The organism is Massilimicrobiota sp. An105 (assembly GCF_002161155.1).
GTDB classification, from domain to species: Bacteria; Bacillota_I; Bacilli_A; order Erysipelotrichales; family Coprobacillaceae; genus Allocoprobacillus; species Allocoprobacillus merdigallinarum.
Map to the genome: position 1 here is coordinate 1 of NZ_NFLY01000017.1, position 17,236 is coordinate 17,236.

Consider the following 17,236-nt stretch of genomic DNA (forward strand, 5'->3'; position numbering starts at 1 on the left):
TTCACCTCGATATAAGTATAGCACTGATGAAAATATCATGTTTTATTTTAAAGGGCTTTAACACCGTTTTTATGGAGTTAAAATCAATTACCAACATTTAACTGAAGTTAAATTTTTCATAAAAAATCATAAAATCAAAACAGATCTGATATATTATTTTTATAGATATCCTTGAGGATATCTTTTTTTATCAAATAAAAAACAATAAGATAGAATACCTTATTGTTAAAAGTGAAATCAATCCTATTATTGATATGGATTTTTAGGGATAATAACAGCACCTATTAAATAAGCAAATAGACCTGTACCCCAACTTAAAATAAGCGCAACTGCAATTAATCTGACAATTGTAGGATCAATGTCAAAATATTCAGCAATTCCACCACAGACACCACATACCATGACATCGCGTTTTGATCTATATAATTTTTTACTCATTTGATTTCCTCCATTTTCTTATTCTATACTTTATAACTGGAAAAATATGCTGTCAAGTCTTAAAAACAAGAAAAAGGGATGAACTCCCTTATCTTTCGTTAGCCATTTTTGCAAGTGCTAATGCACCACAAACACCTGCATTATCTCCTAATCCTGGATATACAACATAATCCTGAATAGCATCTGTTGTAATTTCATCTTTTTGAACATAACCATTTAATCTTTCTTGAAGATATTTATGAATCATTGGGAATAATTGTTTTTGATGCATAACTCCTCCACCTAAAATAATCTTCTTTGGTGAAATTGTTAAAACATAAATTGCTAATGCCTGAGCAATATACCATGCTTCTAAATCCCATGCAGGGTGATCTTCAGGTAATTCACTTCCCTTTATTCCCCATCTTTCTTCAATGGCTGGTCCTGCTGCTAAACCTTCAAAGCAAGTTCCATGATATGGACATTTTCCTTTATAAGTATCGTCTTCTCTTTGTTCTAGAATCATGTGTCCCATTTCTGGATGTAGTAAACCATGAACAAGGTTTCCTTCCACAATGGCTCCTCCACCAATTCCAGTTCCGATTGTTAAATATAAAGCACTATCTAATCCTTTGGCTGCACCAAAGTATGCTTCACCAAGTGCTGCACCATTCACATCTGTATCAAAACCAATTGGCAAATCTGGATAATGTTCCTGCAAAGCTCCTACAATATTATAGTTTGTCCATCCTGGTTTAGGTGTTGTTGTAATATATCCATATGTTGGACTCTTTAAATCAGGATCAATAGGTCCAAAACATCCTAATCCTAAAGCTTCAATGTCCTTTCCATCAAAAAATTTAAAAATATTTTCAACTGTTTCTTGTGGTGTTGTTGTTGGAAAAGAATCTCTTTCTAAAACATTTCCATTTTCATCTCCAATCGCAACAACAAACTTTGTTCCACCGGCTTCAATTGCACCTAATCTCATTTTTCTTCCTCCTTATTATCTTCTTTTATTTTATCACAACTTGTTTCTAGTCAAAAGTTATTTCTTCATTGTAAGTGATAATTGTAATGACTGTGAAGATTCTGTTTCCTTTAACATACTTTCTAAATACTGTTGATAAAAACTTAAATCTTCATTTTGTAAATATTGATAACCATCGCTAGAGCGAAGTTCATCTACATATTGATTGATGTTACCAGTAAAATAGTAACGATTGGCTTTCACTAATACATCTTGAATCGCTGTTCTTTTTTGAGTATCTGATATTCCCTGTAAAGATTTACCGAATTTATTTGCAGAAACTGTATCAAAATACTCATCTGCATTGACTGAAATTGATAATGACTGGGTATGATAGTTCATTTGATCCTGATTCAATTCAATAATGCCATATTGAAGTGGAGCATCCAATAATGATGAAGACGCAATATCATAGATTCCTTGAATCGTTTTAATATTTTGACAATGTATATGTCCACTTAATACAAATGGAACATGATATTGAGAAAACAGTTTTGCAATCTTCTCATGATCATTAATGGTATATCCATTATTTAACAATTCATTGTGAATCGCTAAATTATGATGCATCGCAACGAGTGGCGTTTTGCCATCTTTTTGAATATCCTGAAGCTGCTTTTCTAACCATTGCATAGTTGAATCTGTAAAAAATCCACTTGCTCCTAGCGTCATTTCTGTTTGTTCATGTGCATTCGAATCCATCATCAACAAGGCAAAATCAGGATTCAAATCAATACGATAACTCAAAGATTCATCATGTTTCGAAGTTGCCAGATGATAACCTAGATTTTGATAAATATCCTGAAAATCCTTAGCATTAATATTATCCACATCAAAATAATCATCTTGACCATAACCTTTTGTATAGATATTATCAATATCATGATTTCCTGGTATAACAGCAACCTGAATGTTCTTTTCTCTTAATTGTTCTAGTTTTTGAGCCAATTTCTGATGACTGCCTTTTTCCCCATTAAAGCTTAAATCACCTGTCAAAACAACAAGATCAGGCTTTTCCTGGATAACCGCCTGTACAAAAGCCTCCACAATCTCATCGCCATAAGTGACCATCTTGCCATCACCATATAACATGGAATCTTCAAACCATTCACAATCCTGATAATAATCCTTTAAAAAATAATGTATATCACTTGCGACAATGATTTTTAAATCTTCTTTTTCACTTAATGTTTTTGATTGACATCCCATCAGACAAAGACAAAAAATAAGACAATAAATAATCTTTTTCATAACACATCTAAAAAGAATGGATAGCTAAGCTATTCATTCTTGATTATTCCTATTATTTTTGACAAGCATCATATGCCATATCAAAAATCTTTTGTGCATTGAAATTCTTAAAATCATCATCGCTAATTAAAATGACTGGTTTATCAGGGTTGTCTGCTTTGATTTTTTCATATGATCCTTTTAATTGAGGTTCTACAAGAATAACATCAGCAAGATTACTTGAATATTCTACTGCATGTTCTGAAGCAGACCAAACTGTTGCGTCAACTCTCTTTCTTGAAGCAGCATCTTTTAATTTTGAAGCAAACAAAGTAGATGTTACACCAGCCAAACAACACAATAAGATTTTCATGATTATATTCCTCCTTTTTAGTTCCCTACTATTATTTTATCACATTTTGATATTGACTTCTATTTCTTTTCACTATCCATTATAAATTTATTTGCATCTTCTAAAGAGGCATAGCCATAAGCTTTCACTGTATTCATTAATATTTTTTCAATTAAATTAACATTTTTTTGAACCATATCCAAAACCATTTGACCATATAAATATAATGTTTCATCACTATAAGTCATTAATTCACCTCTTAAATAAGTTTCAAATGAGGTATCATCTTTTTCATCTTCCAAAGAATGAGTGAAACGGGCTTGAGATAATAAATAAGGATATTGATCATTCATATCTTCACGCATGGATACTTCAATATCACATAAAGCATTAATAAAGTCTTTCTTTTGTTGATCAACAGCAGGTAACTGATCTCGAATCGTATCAAAATATTCTGGATCCGTACTTTCCATCATATAGGCATATTTTTCCATGACTGGATTTCTCCCTATTTGTTGAGCTAGTTTTAAATCTTGTAGACAAGCTTTTTGAACATTTTGATAAAAAGCTTCAAACTGACTTTTTCTTTGTAGATAAAATGTTTCAAAATCATCCTGACAGCTGGCACGGCCATCAATATGATGAACCTGTTGAAAAAAATCCCATTCTAATTGTACAATTTCATCAACCATTTTCTATCCCTCCATAACATGTTTCATGCGTATACAATCATCTTGAATATGTGACATGACTTCCAGTGTGTGATTGTCTAAAAAATCATCATCACTTGTCGATAAGCCCTGTCGATGAAGTTCACCAATGACTAACTGACATATTTTTTCAATCAACACAACTTTTTGATCATCAGTATTAATAATATTGTTCTTTTGAGGCCAATGTTGCTTTTGAGATGGCAATTGAACCAATTGTAAAAGCAGTGGTGTGACTGCCTGTAAACATGTACAATCTTTTAATCCATAATAACTCCATTTATAATAAGGCTTATATTTTTTATTCAGTAAATAGAGAAGAGATAATGTCTGATCTATAAACTCATTCAATGCCAGTGTCGCAGCAACTTCATCTTCTCTTTGCATACATCTGGCATAATTATATTGACCAGATTGTGCCATTTTAGCTAAACAACGGGCTATTTTTTTAATACGGATATCTTCTGGATAATAACTTAAATATTGTCTGATTTGACTCACTTGACCATAATTGTCCTCAAAAATACGTCCATTTGTACAAGCTAAAAGAGCATTTTCATCAGCATATAACCAATCATCTAAAGTTTGTGGTATTTGTCTTAAAAACTGTTTAAAAAAGCTTTCAGTTTCAAAAACACCGACTCTTCCATTTCCATGAGCTGAGGTTAATCTTTGAATACCCATGAATTCTTGTGGTAGCTTTTGATAACTGGCCTGTATCTGTTTATAATACTGCTGATAAATATCATGAGGAAGCAAAATACAAAAACCAGGTCCAAAATCATGGTCATGAGAAATCTCATCATCGTACCCCAGACAATCTGATCCCATCCCGAATAATCCAATCGCCATATATGGTTTGATTTCTGAAAACTCTTCTTCTATCATGTTTCTGCCATATCGTTGATAAAAAGCTTCACACAAATCTAAACCTTTGATTGTCTTCATTTCTTTTTGAATTCTGTCGATATTCTTTTGAATTGTCTGATAATCTTTATTTTGTCCATAGACACTTTCTATTAAATGTAAGACACGCTGATAAATATCTAAAGCTTTTGCATAGTCTTTTTGCATATAATGGCTTTGCGCTAAAGTCGCTAATGAAGCAAAGTAGTGTGGATCATGATGTCCATATTGTTGAAAAAGAGAGATCGCCTGATGTAGACATTTTTGAGCTTTATCATTTTGATTGATACTGAGATACATTTGTGAAAGATTTGTATAAGTAATAGCTTCTTCAATTCTATAATCATCCAGTTGTTCAACAATCGCCAATGCTTTCTTTTGCATGTCAATAGCTTGCTGATAATCACCCATTTCCTGATATAACAGGCTTAAATTATTATAAAAGGCACTATAAAGTTCATCTTGTGGTTCTAATTCATGATGATAAATCTTTTCTGTCTTTTGATAAAGCGATAAAGCTTCCTGATATTTTCCCTGTACACGGTAAAAAGTCGCTATATTGATATATGATGTAGCACCATCAATCGTTTCTTCAAGTCCACACATGTCAAGAATTTTAAATATCTGTAAAGCAATCTGATTCCCAGATTGAAACTGTGAAGTAACACGAAAGTAACCTATCATTTCATTAAGCAAAAACAAAATCGTTGCATTATCCTGTCTTTGAACAGCAAGATTGACTTGTTCAACTAAAAAAGCATAAGCTTCATCCAATTCATTATTGGCATACATTTCATCTAATTGTTTCTGTAATTCCTGTATAGTCATGAATATTCTCCTTTAAAAATAAATAGACACAGGGGGTGTCTATTTATGATTGAGTGCATCTTTCATACCTTTTAAAACAACTTCTCTTGCTGTGACGGCATCTTTTTTATCTAATGGTGGAATACCTTCCAATGGATAATCAATACCTAAGTTCTTATATTTAGCAACACCCATAGTGTGATATGGTAAAACATCTAGAGCTTTGACATGTTTAAGGGTTGCGATAAATTGACCTAAACGATATAAATATTCATCATTTTGTGTAATTGTTGGAACAACAACATGTCTGATCCATAAATCAATACCCTTATCATCTACATATTTAGCAAATTTCAATATCATATCATTAGGTTGTGCAGTTAACTTTTTGTGTTCTTCAGGATCAATATGTTTAATATCTAACATAATTAAATTTGTTGAAGCTAACAAACGATCTAATTTCTTTAAATATTCAGGATTTTTATGAAAAGTAATCCCTGACGTATCTAGACATGTGTGAATATTTTCTTCACGACATCTTTCAAATAATTCTATCAGGAAATCTAATTGCATCATGGGTTCTCCACCTGTACAAGTGATTCCCCCGTTTTTATAAAACTCTTTCTTTGTATTAAATTCTTTGAGAATTTCATCAACTGTCATCTGTGTTCCCGTATTTGGTTTCCATGTATCAGGGTTATGACAGTATAAACAACGCATTGGACAACCTTGAAAAAAGACTACAAAACGGATTCCAGGACCATCAACAGTTCCACAACTTTCTAAAGAATGAATATATCCTTTCATTATCTCACCAACTTTCTTTATTATTTTAACATATTTTCTATAAAATATCATTTCATATGTTTTATTTTTCAAACAAAAAGTAACAAAATGTAACATTATCGTAAGCGTAGAATAAAATTTGTTAACTTAAACAATGATAATATAACTACTTTTAAACATGTAAATAATATACTCATCATTATCAGTTAAAAAAATAATATTTAATTCTATTAAATAGGATTAAATATTATTTCAATTTTACTGATGAGTTTAAATAAGCAATATCTTCAATAACAACAATCTTATTATCTTCAAAAATAATATATAGTATTTCTAAATTTCTATTTGGTATTTTTACAACTCTACAATTTTTATTACTAACTCCATGACGATTATATAGTGGATACATATATGGAAATTTTTCGATATTGTCTTTTATATGTTCCAATATATCAGATATAACTATATGATTTTCCTGAGCAAATATAAATATACTTTCATTATATTTGATATTATACATACTATAATCCTTCTTTTTTTAATATAGCAATCATTTCTTCATGAGTATAACTTTTTCTCTTATCTAATACAATTTCTTCTGCCTCTTTTACATGCTTTTTTATATATTCATTAGATTTATAATAATCGATTAATTCATTTAAAATATTCTTTGGAACTATGCAAACGTCATTTAAACTTGGAAAATCTTTTATATCTATTTTTTGATTTAAATCCATTACAATCACTCCTTTTTTTAATTATACCATTTATATACCAAATTTAAAACATTCTTATCCATATATTATATTTATAAGGGTAGGTCAAATGACCCACCCATTATTTCCAAACAGAATAGATAGCATCTCATTGATTCTATTAATATGTTGGTTATCTAATAAAACAAAGAAATTATTTTCGAAACGATCAACACAGAATATCATGACATATAAGATTTCTAGCCTTGTTAATACTTAGGTATTATCTTCGCTATCATATTTTACGATAATGGCAGAGCCAACTAAAGGATTTTGGAATGCATTACTTTCCAAATCTAATACATTAAATGTGATAGAAAATCTTTTTAGTAAAAACTCATTATCAACAATTATTTCAAACTTATAATCTTTAAAACCATACATATGAAGCATAAGTAATCATACCACCTATTAAATTCCTCATTGTTTCATAATCAATAATTTCCTTTTCATAAGGTAGACTTCAAAACATTTTTTAGTCCACTTAAAGATAAAATTTTCTTTACAATATCAAATATTCAATCAGTTTCATCATACCACATAATATCATCACATATATAGGATCCATCTTTTTATACTGTAATAAAATCATTCCAATTGCAAATATAATCATCATATCAATGCGCATAGATGATAAAGTATGGACTGTATTTTCTCCAAAAAAAGCACTGACTAATATAGACACACCCGCAGTTGCAATCATCGCAACAACAGCTGGTCTTAACGTTTCTAATATACCTTGTAACATTGATAATTTTCTATATTTTAAATAGAAATAAGCTAACAAAGAAACAATGATGCATGATGGGAGTATACATCCAATGGTTGCAAATATAGCTCCCCATATACCAGCAATTTTTTGACCAACAAATGTAGCAGAATTAATCGCAATAGGACCAGGTGTCATTTGAGAAATTGTGACCAAATCAGTAAACTCACTCAGTGATAACCAATGATGTAATGTCACCACCTGATTTTGAATCAATGGCAAGGCTGCATATCCACCACCAAAACTAAACAATCCCACCTGTAAAAAGCTCAAAAAAAGTTCCAGCAAAATCATACATGATCACTTCCTTTATGATAAAACGTTCTGACAATCCCTATAGCAATACAAATCAATATCACATAAATCACATTGACATTAAAGAAACATGTGACAACAAATGCAATCATCATAATAGCATTGTTCATCCAACTCTTTGTTTTGATAAGATCTTTTGACATATCATAAACAACAGAACAAATCACTGCACCTACACCTGCCTGCATTCCATCCAATATCAATTTAACATAAATATTGGATTGAAATATTTCATAAAACACAGAAATGGCAGATATAATGATAAAAGGAGGAATAACTGTTCCTAATATAGAAACCAGTAATCCTGGTATATCTGCTATTTTATATCCAACCACAATGGCTCCATTCACCGCAATAGCTCCTGGTGATGATTGTGCTATAGCCACTAAATCTAACATTTCATCTTGATCAATCCAATGAAGTGTATCCACAAACTTCTTTTTCATCAATGTCACAATGACATATCCTCCACCAAAAGTAAAGGCACTTAAATAAAGTGTAGATACAAATAATTGTATTAATTTATTATTCTTCATCCCATCACTTCTTTCTTGAACTTCATTAAAACAAACAATCCGTTTGTTTTTCTATAACTTGTAAATATAAGAATCAGCTCATTACAATAAATGATTTTTTATTCATTATATATAATTTTCATAAATAATCATTTTCCTATGTCTATTGACATCATAGAAATTTGTTTTATTGATGCAATTCAAAAATCCCACTAAAAATAAGTCTCCTTCGTTCTTTTATAACATCAAAAAAGGTGCTTAACTCAGCACCTTTTTCATCCTCATTACATTGCTTCGTGGAATGTACGAGAAATAACATCATCTTGTTGTTCTTTTGTTAATTTAACAAAGTTAACAGCATATCCAGAAACACGAATAGTTAATTGTGGATATTTTTCAGGATGTTTTTGAGCATCAAGTAATGTATCTCTGTTTAAAACATTAACATTTAAATGATGTCCTCCTTTTGAAGCATAAGCATCTAACATTCCAACTAAATTTTCAACTTGTTGTTCACTTGCAGCCATGATTTTCTCCTCCTTTAAAATTCATCATCGTCATCCATTGGTAAATTTGGAATCTTACAAGCAGTATCACCACTATCACAATCCATCTTTGACACAACAGTGACTTCTTCCATTTCAATATGAGCATCTTCATTCACTTTAACATTAACATGTCCTGAACCAGAGCTCATGCGACCATCTAACATTTTGACTAGTTCATCAATTTCTTTTTGAGTAGCCATGTTTTCACTTCTTTCTATTAATCAAGATTTCCGTTTTTAATTGATTCGATATCTAAGTCACCAGCGAAAACTTGATCATCTTTTCCTAAAGCACCAGGGATGACAGTAAATGTATTTGAAATACCATCTTGTGCATCTTTGAATGGTAATTTAGCAACTGATGATAATGAAGAAATAGCACCATGAGAATCTCTACCATGCATTGGGTTAGCACCTGGAGCAAATGGTTGACCAGCTTTTCTACCATCAGGAGTATTACCTGTAGCTTTACCATATACAACGTTAGAAGTAATTGTTAAGATTGAAGTTGTAGGATAAGAATTTCTATAAGTATGATGAGAACGTACCATTGCCATGAAAGTTTCAACTAACCAAGTTGCAATTTCATCAACTCTGTCATCATCGTTACCATATTTAGGGAAATCTCCTTCTACTTCGTAATCAACAACAACACCATCTTCATCTCTAATACATTTAACTTTAGCATATTTAATAGCTGATAAAGAGTCAGCAACGACTGATAATCCAGCAATACCTGTTGCGAAATAACGTTTAACTTCTCTATCATGTAATGCCATTTGAATTCTTTCATAAGCATATTTATCATGCATGTAATGAATGATATTTAATGCGTTAACATATACACCAGCTAACCAAGACATCATATCTACAAATTTAGCTTTAACATCTTCGTAATCTAAGTAATCACCTTCAACTGGTCTATATTTTGGTCCAACTTGTTTCTTAGTTTTTTCATCTACACCACCGTTGATAGCGTATAATAAACATTTAGCTAAGTTAGCACGTGCACCAAAGAATTGCATTTCTTTTCCAACTCTCATTGAAGATACACAACATGCAATCGCATAGTCGTCACCATGAGTTACTCTCATTAAGTCATCGTTTTCATATTGAATTGATGAAGTTTCAATTGAAGTTTTTGCACAGAATGCTTTAAAGTTTTCTGGTAAACGAGTTGACCATAAAACTGTCATATTTGGTTCAGGAGCTGTTCCTAAGTTAGATAATGTATGTAAATATCTAAATGAAGTCTTAGTAACCATATGACGTCCGTCAACACCAACACCACCGATTGATTCAGTTACCCAAGTTGGATCTCCTGCGAAAATTGAGTTATATTCTGGAGTTCTTGCGAATTTAACAATTCTTAATTTCATAATGAAATGATCAATAAATTCTTGGACTTCTTCTTCAGTGAATAATCCTTTCTTTAAATCTCTTTCTACATAGATATCAATGAATGTAGAAGTACGTCCTAAAGACATTGCTGCACCATTTTGTTCTTTAACTGCACCTAAATATCCAAAGTATAACCATTGAATAGCTTCTTGGCAGTTAGTTGCTGGTTTAGAAATATCAAAACCATATTTTGCAGCCATTTCTTTTAATTCACTTAAAGCTCTAATTTGTTCACTTAATTCTTCACGTAATTGAATAACTTTAGAAGTCATTCTCTTTTCAGTTGTCGCAAATTGATTTTTCTTATCTTCAATTAATTTATCTACACCATAAAGTGCAACTCTACGGTAGTCACCAATAATACGTCCACGTCCATACCCATCTGGTAAACCAGTGATAATATGTGAAGAACGACAAGCTCTAATTTCTGGAGTATAAACATCAAATACACCTTGGTTATGTGTTTTTCTGTATTCTCTGAAAATATAAGAAACTTCTGGATCTACTTTATATCCATTTGTTTCACAAGCTTGTTCAGCAATACGGATACCACCAAATGGTTGTAAAGATCTTTTGAAAGGTTTATCAGTTTGAACACCAACAATTTTTTCTTTAGATCTGTCTAAATAACCAGCATCATGTGAAGTTAATGTTGATACAACTTTTGTATCCATATCTAAAACTCCACCAGCTTCTCTTTCTTGCTTAGTTAAATCCATAACTTGTGCCCATAAATCTTTTGTGTTTTGAGTAGGACCAGCCAAGAAAGAATCATCACCATCATATGGTGTGTAGTTTAATTGAATGAAATCTCTTAAATTCACTTCCTTGTTCCATTTCCCTGCTTGGAAACCATCCCAAGCATCATTCCATTTTTCTTTAAATGTCATTTTCTAAACCCCCTGTTTGTTTATTTCTCATTCATTATAGCACTAATATACTATTGAAACAATAAAATAACTTGTTTTTTTTCGCAATTTTCTGCCATAAAATGAGTCGCTGGAACTTGACAACTACAATATAACAGATTCTTTTTTTTAATGCTATTTATATGCTTCAAAAAATGATTTTTTTTACAAAATCTTTACAAAAAAAAAGATATACAGGTTATCCTATATATCTCTTCATATCAGCTTCTATATTTTCTGACTGTCTCCCAAAAATCATTGATAAACTGTCTTTTCCTTCAACAATTCCACTTGCTCCTAAAGATCTGATTTTTTCAATATCGACAAGCTGTTGATTATCCAATACAACTGTAACTTTAGAAGCACTGCTACGTACTTCTTTAATATTGTTTTTCCCACCAAGGGCTTGTAATAATTCTTCAATTGGTAATGTTGATTTCATTTCCTGATCTAAACGTTTATTCTTAATAAAATGAATAAATCCAAAATAAAGTAAAATCAAAGCCAAAATAATCGCAATCACAACAAAAATATATTCAACATCCATATTTTCACATCCTTTTTTAATTGAAGTATTTCTTTTTTATAGTATACTATAAGAAGATAAAAAAAGAAAGGAGCAATGTCATGGAACAAATCAAAAAACTCTGTCGTGAACAACCATTGATTTGTATCATTTGTATTCTGGCATTGATTAGCTGTTTTGCTATTTTAAGTGCTACGCCTATGATTTCTAATAAAGTTGGAAATCCTGAAACATTATGGTTAAAACAAGGCGCTTTTTATATAATTTCTGCAGTTATGGTTTTTATTATATATAAAATAGGGAAAGATCAGATTTATGATAAAATCTGGATCATCTATTGGATATTGATGGTTCTCTTAATTATTTTGGCTATCGAGCATTTCATTTATACAAGATTATGGCCTGGTCATCATATTATTCCTCTGGTCAATACGGCTGGGGGTGCAACCTCATGGTTTAACTTTCCTTTTTTAAGTATACAACCATCAGAATTTATGAAAATTGCCATCGTTATCGCCTTAGCGAGAATCACAAAAGAGCATAATGATTATTATCTCATTCATACAACAGAGACAGAAATCAAATATATCTGGAAATGTATGAAAGTCGTCATTCCCCCTGCTTTACTTGTTTTACTTCAAAATGATACGGGTGTTGTTTTGATTTTATTAGTTGGTGCTGCTTTTGTTATTTTTTCCAGTGGTCTTAGAAAGCAATGGTTCATTTTTGGTTTTGGCTTGATTGGTATTATACTGTTGATAGGATCCTATCTCTTTGTTTATCAACCTGAGATTTTTGAAAAGTTTTTAAGTTCCCATCAAGTTGATCGTTTTTATGGATGGCTTGATCCTGAAGGCACATACAACAAAGAAGGATATCAATTGTTTAATTCTTTACTTTCTTATGGAAGTGCCGGATGGTTTGGACATGGTTTCCAATCTGTCATTAAAGTCTTCCCAGAAGCGCAGACCGATTTTATCTTTGCTGTTATTTTAACAAATTATGGTTTTGTTGGTGGTTTGATTACCGTTGGGGCTATTGTTGCTTTTGATATCATCATTTTAAAGATTGGGCTTGATTCTACCAATCAGCAAGATAAGTTCATGACCATCGGTATCATTGGCATGCTGTTGTTTCAGCAGATATGGAATATGGGTATGATTTTAGGTCTATTACCTATTACAGGTATTACATTGCCATTTATTTCTTATGGTGGGTCTTCACTTTTATCTTACATGATTGCAGTTGCATTATTTATTGATATCAATACTCAAAATAATATTATGAAAAACAGATCTGTGATTCAATAACAGACCTGTTTTTTTGTTATAACAATCTTTTGTTTTGTAACTGGATGTACAAATCCAACCATATAACTATCTAAATCAAAATTGCCCTGACCATCACCATATAGACTATCACCAATCAAAGGATGATTGATAGCTGCCATATGAACTCTAATCTGATGTGTTCTCCCTGTTTCAAGTTTCATTTCTAATAGGGTTCTATCATGTTTTATAGCTTTGACAGTATAGTGCGTACAAGATTCTTTCCCACGTTTATCAATCATACGTTTCATTTGGAATTCTTCTTTATAAATAGGCAAACGAATGGTTCCACCCGCTTTGACTATCCCTTTAACATGAGCACGATAACGTCTATCAATATGCTGGAGATCTTTCATGATTTTATCATGAATATAACGATATTTTGCAACAATCATTAATCCGCTGGTATCTTTATCTAAACGATTAACAAGATGAATAGTTGAATTCAAATGAATTTGCTGATAATAAAAAGTTAAAGCATTCGCTAAAGTATAATAGGGATGCTGACGAGTTGGAATCGAAGGCAAACCCTTAGGCTTATCAACAACCAATAAATAATCATCTTCATAGACAATCTTTAATGGTATTTCAACTGGTACCATATGATTGTCTTCTGGTGGATAAATAATGGTCAGGGTTTCGCCAGCCTGCAATAGATATCGAACTGTCTGATGTTTTCCATCTACCAGAATTTCTCCCTTCATTTTAATAGCTTTGATTGCTTTTTGACTGATTCCATGACGTAAAAGAAACTCACCAATAACACAAGGTTCATCTATAATCCAATATTGTTTCATGAATTCAGATATGCCCTTTTTAAACGCTGTGTAAAAGACACATTTCTATATTGTAAAAAACGTGCTTTTTTGGAAGACATTTTGACACAGATACAATCCTTATCTTTTAAATCAATAACCAGATGATCAACGCCAAGAATAGCCCCTTGATAACTTTGTGACTGAAAACGAATTGTATGTGATTGATCAAGAATCAAAGAAGAGCCTAGTGAGCGATAAGCATTATGGTGAATACCTGCAATTTCACTTAACTGCATCAATCCTGTACAAGTATGAATAACAGCGCCTCCTAAAGATTTATTATAGGCTGTTGACCCTACTGGGGTTGATACACATAGACCATTTCCTCTAAAAGTTTCAAAATATTCATCATTAATATAAACATCCATAACCTGAGAACGACGATTATTTTCAATTCTCACTTCATTTAAAGCAAAATATGTTCCTTCTAAGCAAGACACTTCCAACAAATGACGTTCATAAATACGATGCTGTCCATTTTTAATATCCAAAACAAGCCGTAGATATTCATCACGCTGATAATCAGTTAAAAATCCTAGCGTTCCTGTATGAATTCCAATGAAAGCAACACGATCAATTGCATCTATATATTTATGCACACTATAAAGCATTGTTCCATCGCCACCTACGCTAATCACGATATCTGGTTCTTTTTCATTATATGTCAAAAACGTATTTAACTGTTCTTTTAATTTTTCACTGAGTGTGATAGATTCCTGATCTTGTTTACATACAATTGCATATGTTTTCATAACTTCACCACCTATGATTTATATTATATAAAAATTGCAATAGAATGCAATACAAGATAAAATAAGGTGAGGTGATTTCAATGCAACAATTAGAAATAGAATATAAAATTCTTTTAACTCAAGATATTTTCCATCAAATTCTTCATGATTATCAAAACAAAATAACAAAAGATTATATCCAAATCAACGATTATTTCACTCACCCTATTTTATCTCAAAAAAAATATATGTTACGTATTCGTACTAAAAACAATCAGTACGAACTCACTTTAAAAAGACCTTATCAAAATCATCGTTTAGAAACCAATCTGTCTTTAACAGAAACAGAAAAAAATTTATTTTTGCAATATCGTTTAAAAAATGAAATTACGGATATTTTAGAAAATGATGGCATTAAGATCAATGAATTACAACATCCCTTTTCATTAACAACCCATCGTTATGATATTCAATTACCTGAAGGTGTTTTATCTTTAGATGAAAATACTTATTTAGATCAACATGATTATGAACTAGAATTTGAAGTCAATGATGAAACCCAAGGATTCTCACAATTTTTAAAAATCATTGAGCCTTATCATTTACACTATCAACACAATTGTCCAAGTAAAGTTGCACGTGCTTTTGAAGCATATAAAAACAGTCATAAGTGACTGTTTTTATAATTGCTGAAGTATGTTTTCAACTAATTTTTGACTGACGATTTCATAATCTTTTTCATGTGGAGCAGGCGCATAAGCAAAAGAAACATCTTTTGCTATCGTTGAAGCATCTTCAACCCAATCTTTACAGGAACTATGTACCTGTTGCACTTTTGTTTTCTGTAAGATTTCTAAAACATTTGAAGCATTCACACCACTACCAACTAAGATTTCTATATCTTGTCCATAACGCTGTTGAAGCTTTTCTAAAAGTTCAAGAGCATCTATCGCTTTTGCTTTTAAACCACTTGTTAAAAGACGATCAACACCTAATTGAATCAATATTTCAATAGCCTGAAAAGGATCATCCACACAGTCAAAAGCACGATGAAAAACAGCTTCCTTATGATAGGCATGGATGAGCTCAACAAATTCTTGAGTACGTTTTTCATCAATATGTCCTGATGCATCTAAAAATCCAAATGCCAAGCCATCTGCTCCATTTTCTAACATGATCTTTGCATCCTGTTTCATCACTTCATATTCTTCTTCATCATAACAAAAACCAGCACCCCTAGGGCGAATCATTGTTATGACTTTTAAACCTGTATTTTGCTTTGTCATTTTCAATGTAGCCAATGTAGGTGTCAGACCACCTAATGATAAAGCACTATTCAATTCAATGCGTGTTGCTCCAGCTTTCCATGCCGCTAAAGCATCACTATAACTCCCACAACAAATTTCTACTATTGGTTTCATACAATCTCCTCTACTTTTCTTTCAATGGGGCCATGCGTGTTTGCATATATTCATCAAGCCATTGTTGACTGGCGGGTTGATAGGTACAATGATTTCCTTCTCTTTGCACCAGATAAACAGTTGGTTTTAAATGTGGTAAACAAACGACAAAAGAAAATGCTTCAATATTACTTGCTACACCAAATTCTCCATCTTTATTCATAGCCACAACAGATAAATCCCCTGCATGCCCTCGTCTTTTGATTAACTTTTGTTCAAGTTCAAAAACAGCTTTTTCACAAGCTTTTTGCGGATGCATTCCCTGTGCCATGAGTCTGACGATTTCATAAGAAATACATCCCTTCATTAAATCTTCACCTAAGCCTGTCGCTGAAGCTCCTCCAATTTGTGAATCCACATAAAAACCTGAACCTATAATAGGTGAATCGCCAACTCGCCCTTTTTTCTTCATAAACAATCCACTCGTTGATGTCGCTGCTGTCATCTTACCTGAATCATCTAAACACACCATCCCAACTGTATCATGACCAGCATATGGCTGGAGTTTTGATTGCTCTTCTTTGATGCGATTTTTATAATGAATCTTAGCACGATCCGTAAGCATATTCTTTCTTTCAAAACCTTCCTGACTGGCAAAACTTTCAGCCCCTTGACCAACCAGCATGCAATTGACTGTTTCATGCGATAAACGTCTGGCAATTGATATAGGATTTGCAAAATCTTGAAGAGAAGCCACTGCTCCAACACTTAAAGTATCTCCATTCATGTATGCTGCATCTAATTCTACTTCCATGGCTTCATTAGGTAATCCACCATATCCCACTGACTTATAATAAGGAAAATCTTCCACTTCTTTAATAGCTATTTCAATAGCATCACCAGCATCACCTTGACTATCTAATATTTTTTCAGCTTTTTCAATCCCTTCCTTAGCCATACGCCAAGTTGCAATAATCCCCCACAT

22 protein-coding genes are annotated in these 17,236 nt (G+C 31.9%); 2 read left to right on the forward strand and 20 right to left on the reverse strand.

The features are described 5' to 3' along the window. Positions 1-246: 246 nt before the first annotated feature. The 16 genes from B5E48_RS06275 to B5E48_RS06345 form a co-directional block, all read right to left on the reverse strand. Positions 247-438 carry a PspC domain-containing protein gene (locus tag B5E48_RS06275; RefSeq protein ID WP_087304472.1) on the reverse strand — a complete coding sequence of 64 codons (192 nt, stop codon included), beginning with the start codon at positions 436-438 and terminating at the stop codon, positions 247-249. Positions 439-526: 88 nt separating this feature from the next. Further along, positions 527-1,408 carry an ROK family protein gene (locus B5E48_RS06280; protein ID WP_087296776.1) on the reverse strand — a complete coding sequence of 294 codons (882 nt, stop codon included), beginning with the start codon at positions 1,406-1,408 and terminating at the stop codon, positions 527-529. Positions 1,409-1,465: 57 nt separating this feature from the next. Continuing rightward, entirely contained in the window at positions 1,466-2,698 is a 1,233-nt protein-coding gene (locus B5E48_RS06285; protein ID WP_087304473.1) for a metallophosphoesterase, read from the reverse strand. Between the two features lie 52 nt (positions 2,699-2,750). Next, positions 2,751-3,050 carry a PTS sugar transporter subunit IIB gene (locus B5E48_RS06290; RefSeq protein ID WP_087245029.1) on the reverse strand — a complete coding sequence of 100 codons (300 nt, stop codon included), beginning with the start codon at positions 3,048-3,050 and terminating at the stop codon, positions 2,751-2,753. A 59-nt stretch (positions 3,051-3,109) separates the two neighbouring features. Continuing rightward, positions 3,110-3,721, reverse strand: a complete 612-nt coding sequence (locus B5E48_RS06295) for a DUF4125 family protein (protein WP_087304474.1) — start codon at positions 3,719-3,721, stop codon at positions 3,110-3,112. A gap of 3 nt (positions 3,722-3,724) precedes the next feature. Next, positions 3,725-5,473: a DUF4037 domain-containing protein gene (locus B5E48_RS06300; RefSeq protein ID WP_087304475.1), complete on the reverse strand. Its 1,749-nt coding sequence runs from the start codon at positions 5,471-5,473 to the stop codon at positions 3,725-3,727. 39 nt (positions 5,474-5,512) lie between these two features. Further along, positions 5,513-6,259 (reverse strand): pyruvate formate-lyase-activating protein, encoded by a 747-nt coding sequence (gene pflA, locus B5E48_RS06305; protein WP_204209554.1) that lies wholly within the window; start codon positions 6,257-6,259, stop codon positions 5,513-5,515. A 226-nt stretch (positions 6,260-6,485) separates the two neighbouring features. Beyond that, complete coding sequence (locus tag B5E48_RS06310) at positions 6,486-6,758, reverse strand: hypothetical protein (protein ID WP_087245032.1); 273 nt, start codon at positions 6,756-6,758, stop codon at positions 6,486-6,488. Position 6,759: 1 nt separating this feature from the next. Continuing rightward, the gene (locus B5E48_RS06315) at positions 6,760-6,975 is read right to left on the reverse strand and encodes a hypothetical protein (protein ID WP_087245033.1); all 216 of its coding nucleotides are present in this window, start codon (positions 6,973-6,975) and stop codon (positions 6,760-6,762) included. Between the two features lie 234 nt (positions 6,976-7,209). Continuing rightward, the gene (locus B5E48_RS13585) at positions 7,210-7,386 is read right to left on the reverse strand and encodes a hypothetical protein (protein WP_158097264.1); all 177 of its coding nucleotides are present in this window, start codon (positions 7,384-7,386) and stop codon (positions 7,210-7,212) included. A 109-nt stretch (positions 7,387-7,495) separates the two neighbouring features. Further along, the gene (locus B5E48_RS06320) at positions 7,496-8,056 is read right to left on the reverse strand and encodes a chromate transporter (RefSeq protein ID WP_087304476.1); all 561 of its coding nucleotides are present in this window, start codon (positions 8,054-8,056) and stop codon (positions 7,496-7,498) included. Then, positions 8,053-8,613 (reverse strand): chromate transporter, encoded by a 561-nt coding sequence (locus B5E48_RS06325; RefSeq protein WP_087304477.1) that lies wholly within the window; start codon positions 8,611-8,613, stop codon positions 8,053-8,055. The genes B5E48_RS06320 and B5E48_RS06325 overlap by 4 nt, the downstream gene beginning before the upstream one ends. Positions 8,614-8,876: 263 nt before the next feature. Beyond that, positions 8,877-9,119, reverse strand: coding sequence for an autonomous glycyl radical cofactor GrcA3 (grcA3, locus tag B5E48_RS06330; RefSeq protein ID WP_087245036.1), 243 nt, complete (start codon positions 9,117-9,119; stop codon positions 8,877-8,879). A gap of 14 nt (positions 9,120-9,133) precedes the next feature. After that, on the reverse strand, positions 9,134-9,340 hold the full coding sequence (locus B5E48_RS06335; RefSeq protein ID WP_087245037.1) for a hypothetical protein: 207 nt from the start codon (positions 9,338-9,340) through the stop codon (positions 9,134-9,136). Between the two features lie 17 nt (positions 9,341-9,357). Next, the gene (gene pflB / locus B5E48_RS06340) at positions 9,358-11,430 is read right to left on the reverse strand and encodes a formate C-acetyltransferase (protein ID WP_087245038.1); all 2,073 of its coding nucleotides are present in this window, start codon (positions 11,428-11,430) and stop codon (positions 9,358-9,360) included. A 217-nt stretch (positions 11,431-11,647) separates the two neighbouring features. Next, positions 11,648-11,995, reverse strand: coding sequence for a PTS sugar transporter subunit IIB (locus B5E48_RS06345; protein ID WP_087245039.1), 348 nt, complete (start codon positions 11,993-11,995; stop codon positions 11,648-11,650). Between the two features lie 80 nt (positions 11,996-12,075). Here B5E48_RS06345 and B5E48_RS06350 point away from each other — a divergent pair, with 80 nt between their 5' ends. Beyond that, positions 12,076-13,284: an FtsW/RodA/SpoVE family cell cycle protein gene (locus B5E48_RS06350; protein ID WP_087304478.1), complete on the forward strand. Its 1,209-nt coding sequence runs from the start codon at positions 12,076-12,078 to the stop codon at positions 13,282-13,284. Here B5E48_RS06350 and B5E48_RS06355 read toward each other — a convergent pair. Then, a complete protein-coding gene (locus tag B5E48_RS06355; protein ID WP_087304479.1) occupies positions 13,278-14,099 on the reverse strand; it encodes an RluA family pseudouridine synthase in 822 nt (273 codons plus the stop codon). The two genes, B5E48_RS06350 and B5E48_RS06355, sit on opposite strands and share 7 nt — an antisense overlap. Next, positions 14,096-14,872, reverse strand: a complete 777-nt coding sequence (locus B5E48_RS06360) for an NAD kinase (RefSeq protein ID WP_087304480.1) — start codon at positions 14,870-14,872, stop codon at positions 14,096-14,098. Before B5E48_RS06360 ends, B5E48_RS06355 begins: the two co-directional genes overlap by 4 nt. 80 nt (positions 14,873-14,952) lie before the next feature. Between B5E48_RS06360 and B5E48_RS06365 the strand changes: the two genes are divergently transcribed. Then, a complete protein-coding gene (locus tag B5E48_RS06365; RefSeq protein ID WP_087296785.1) occupies positions 14,953-15,525 on the forward strand; it encodes a CYTH domain-containing protein in 573 nt (190 codons plus the stop codon). A 6-nt stretch (positions 15,526-15,531) separates the two neighbouring features. Here B5E48_RS06365 and B5E48_RS06370 read toward each other — a convergent pair whose 3' ends face one another. Then, a complete protein-coding gene (locus B5E48_RS06370) occupies positions 15,532-16,272 on the reverse strand; it encodes a copper homeostasis protein CutC (protein ID WP_087304481.1) in 741 nt (246 codons plus the stop codon). A gap of 10 nt (positions 16,273-16,282) precedes the next feature. After that, complete coding sequence (locus B5E48_RS06375) at positions 16,283-17,236, reverse strand: glycosylasparaginase (RefSeq protein ID WP_087304482.1); 954 nt, start codon at positions 17,234-17,236, stop codon at positions 16,283-16,285.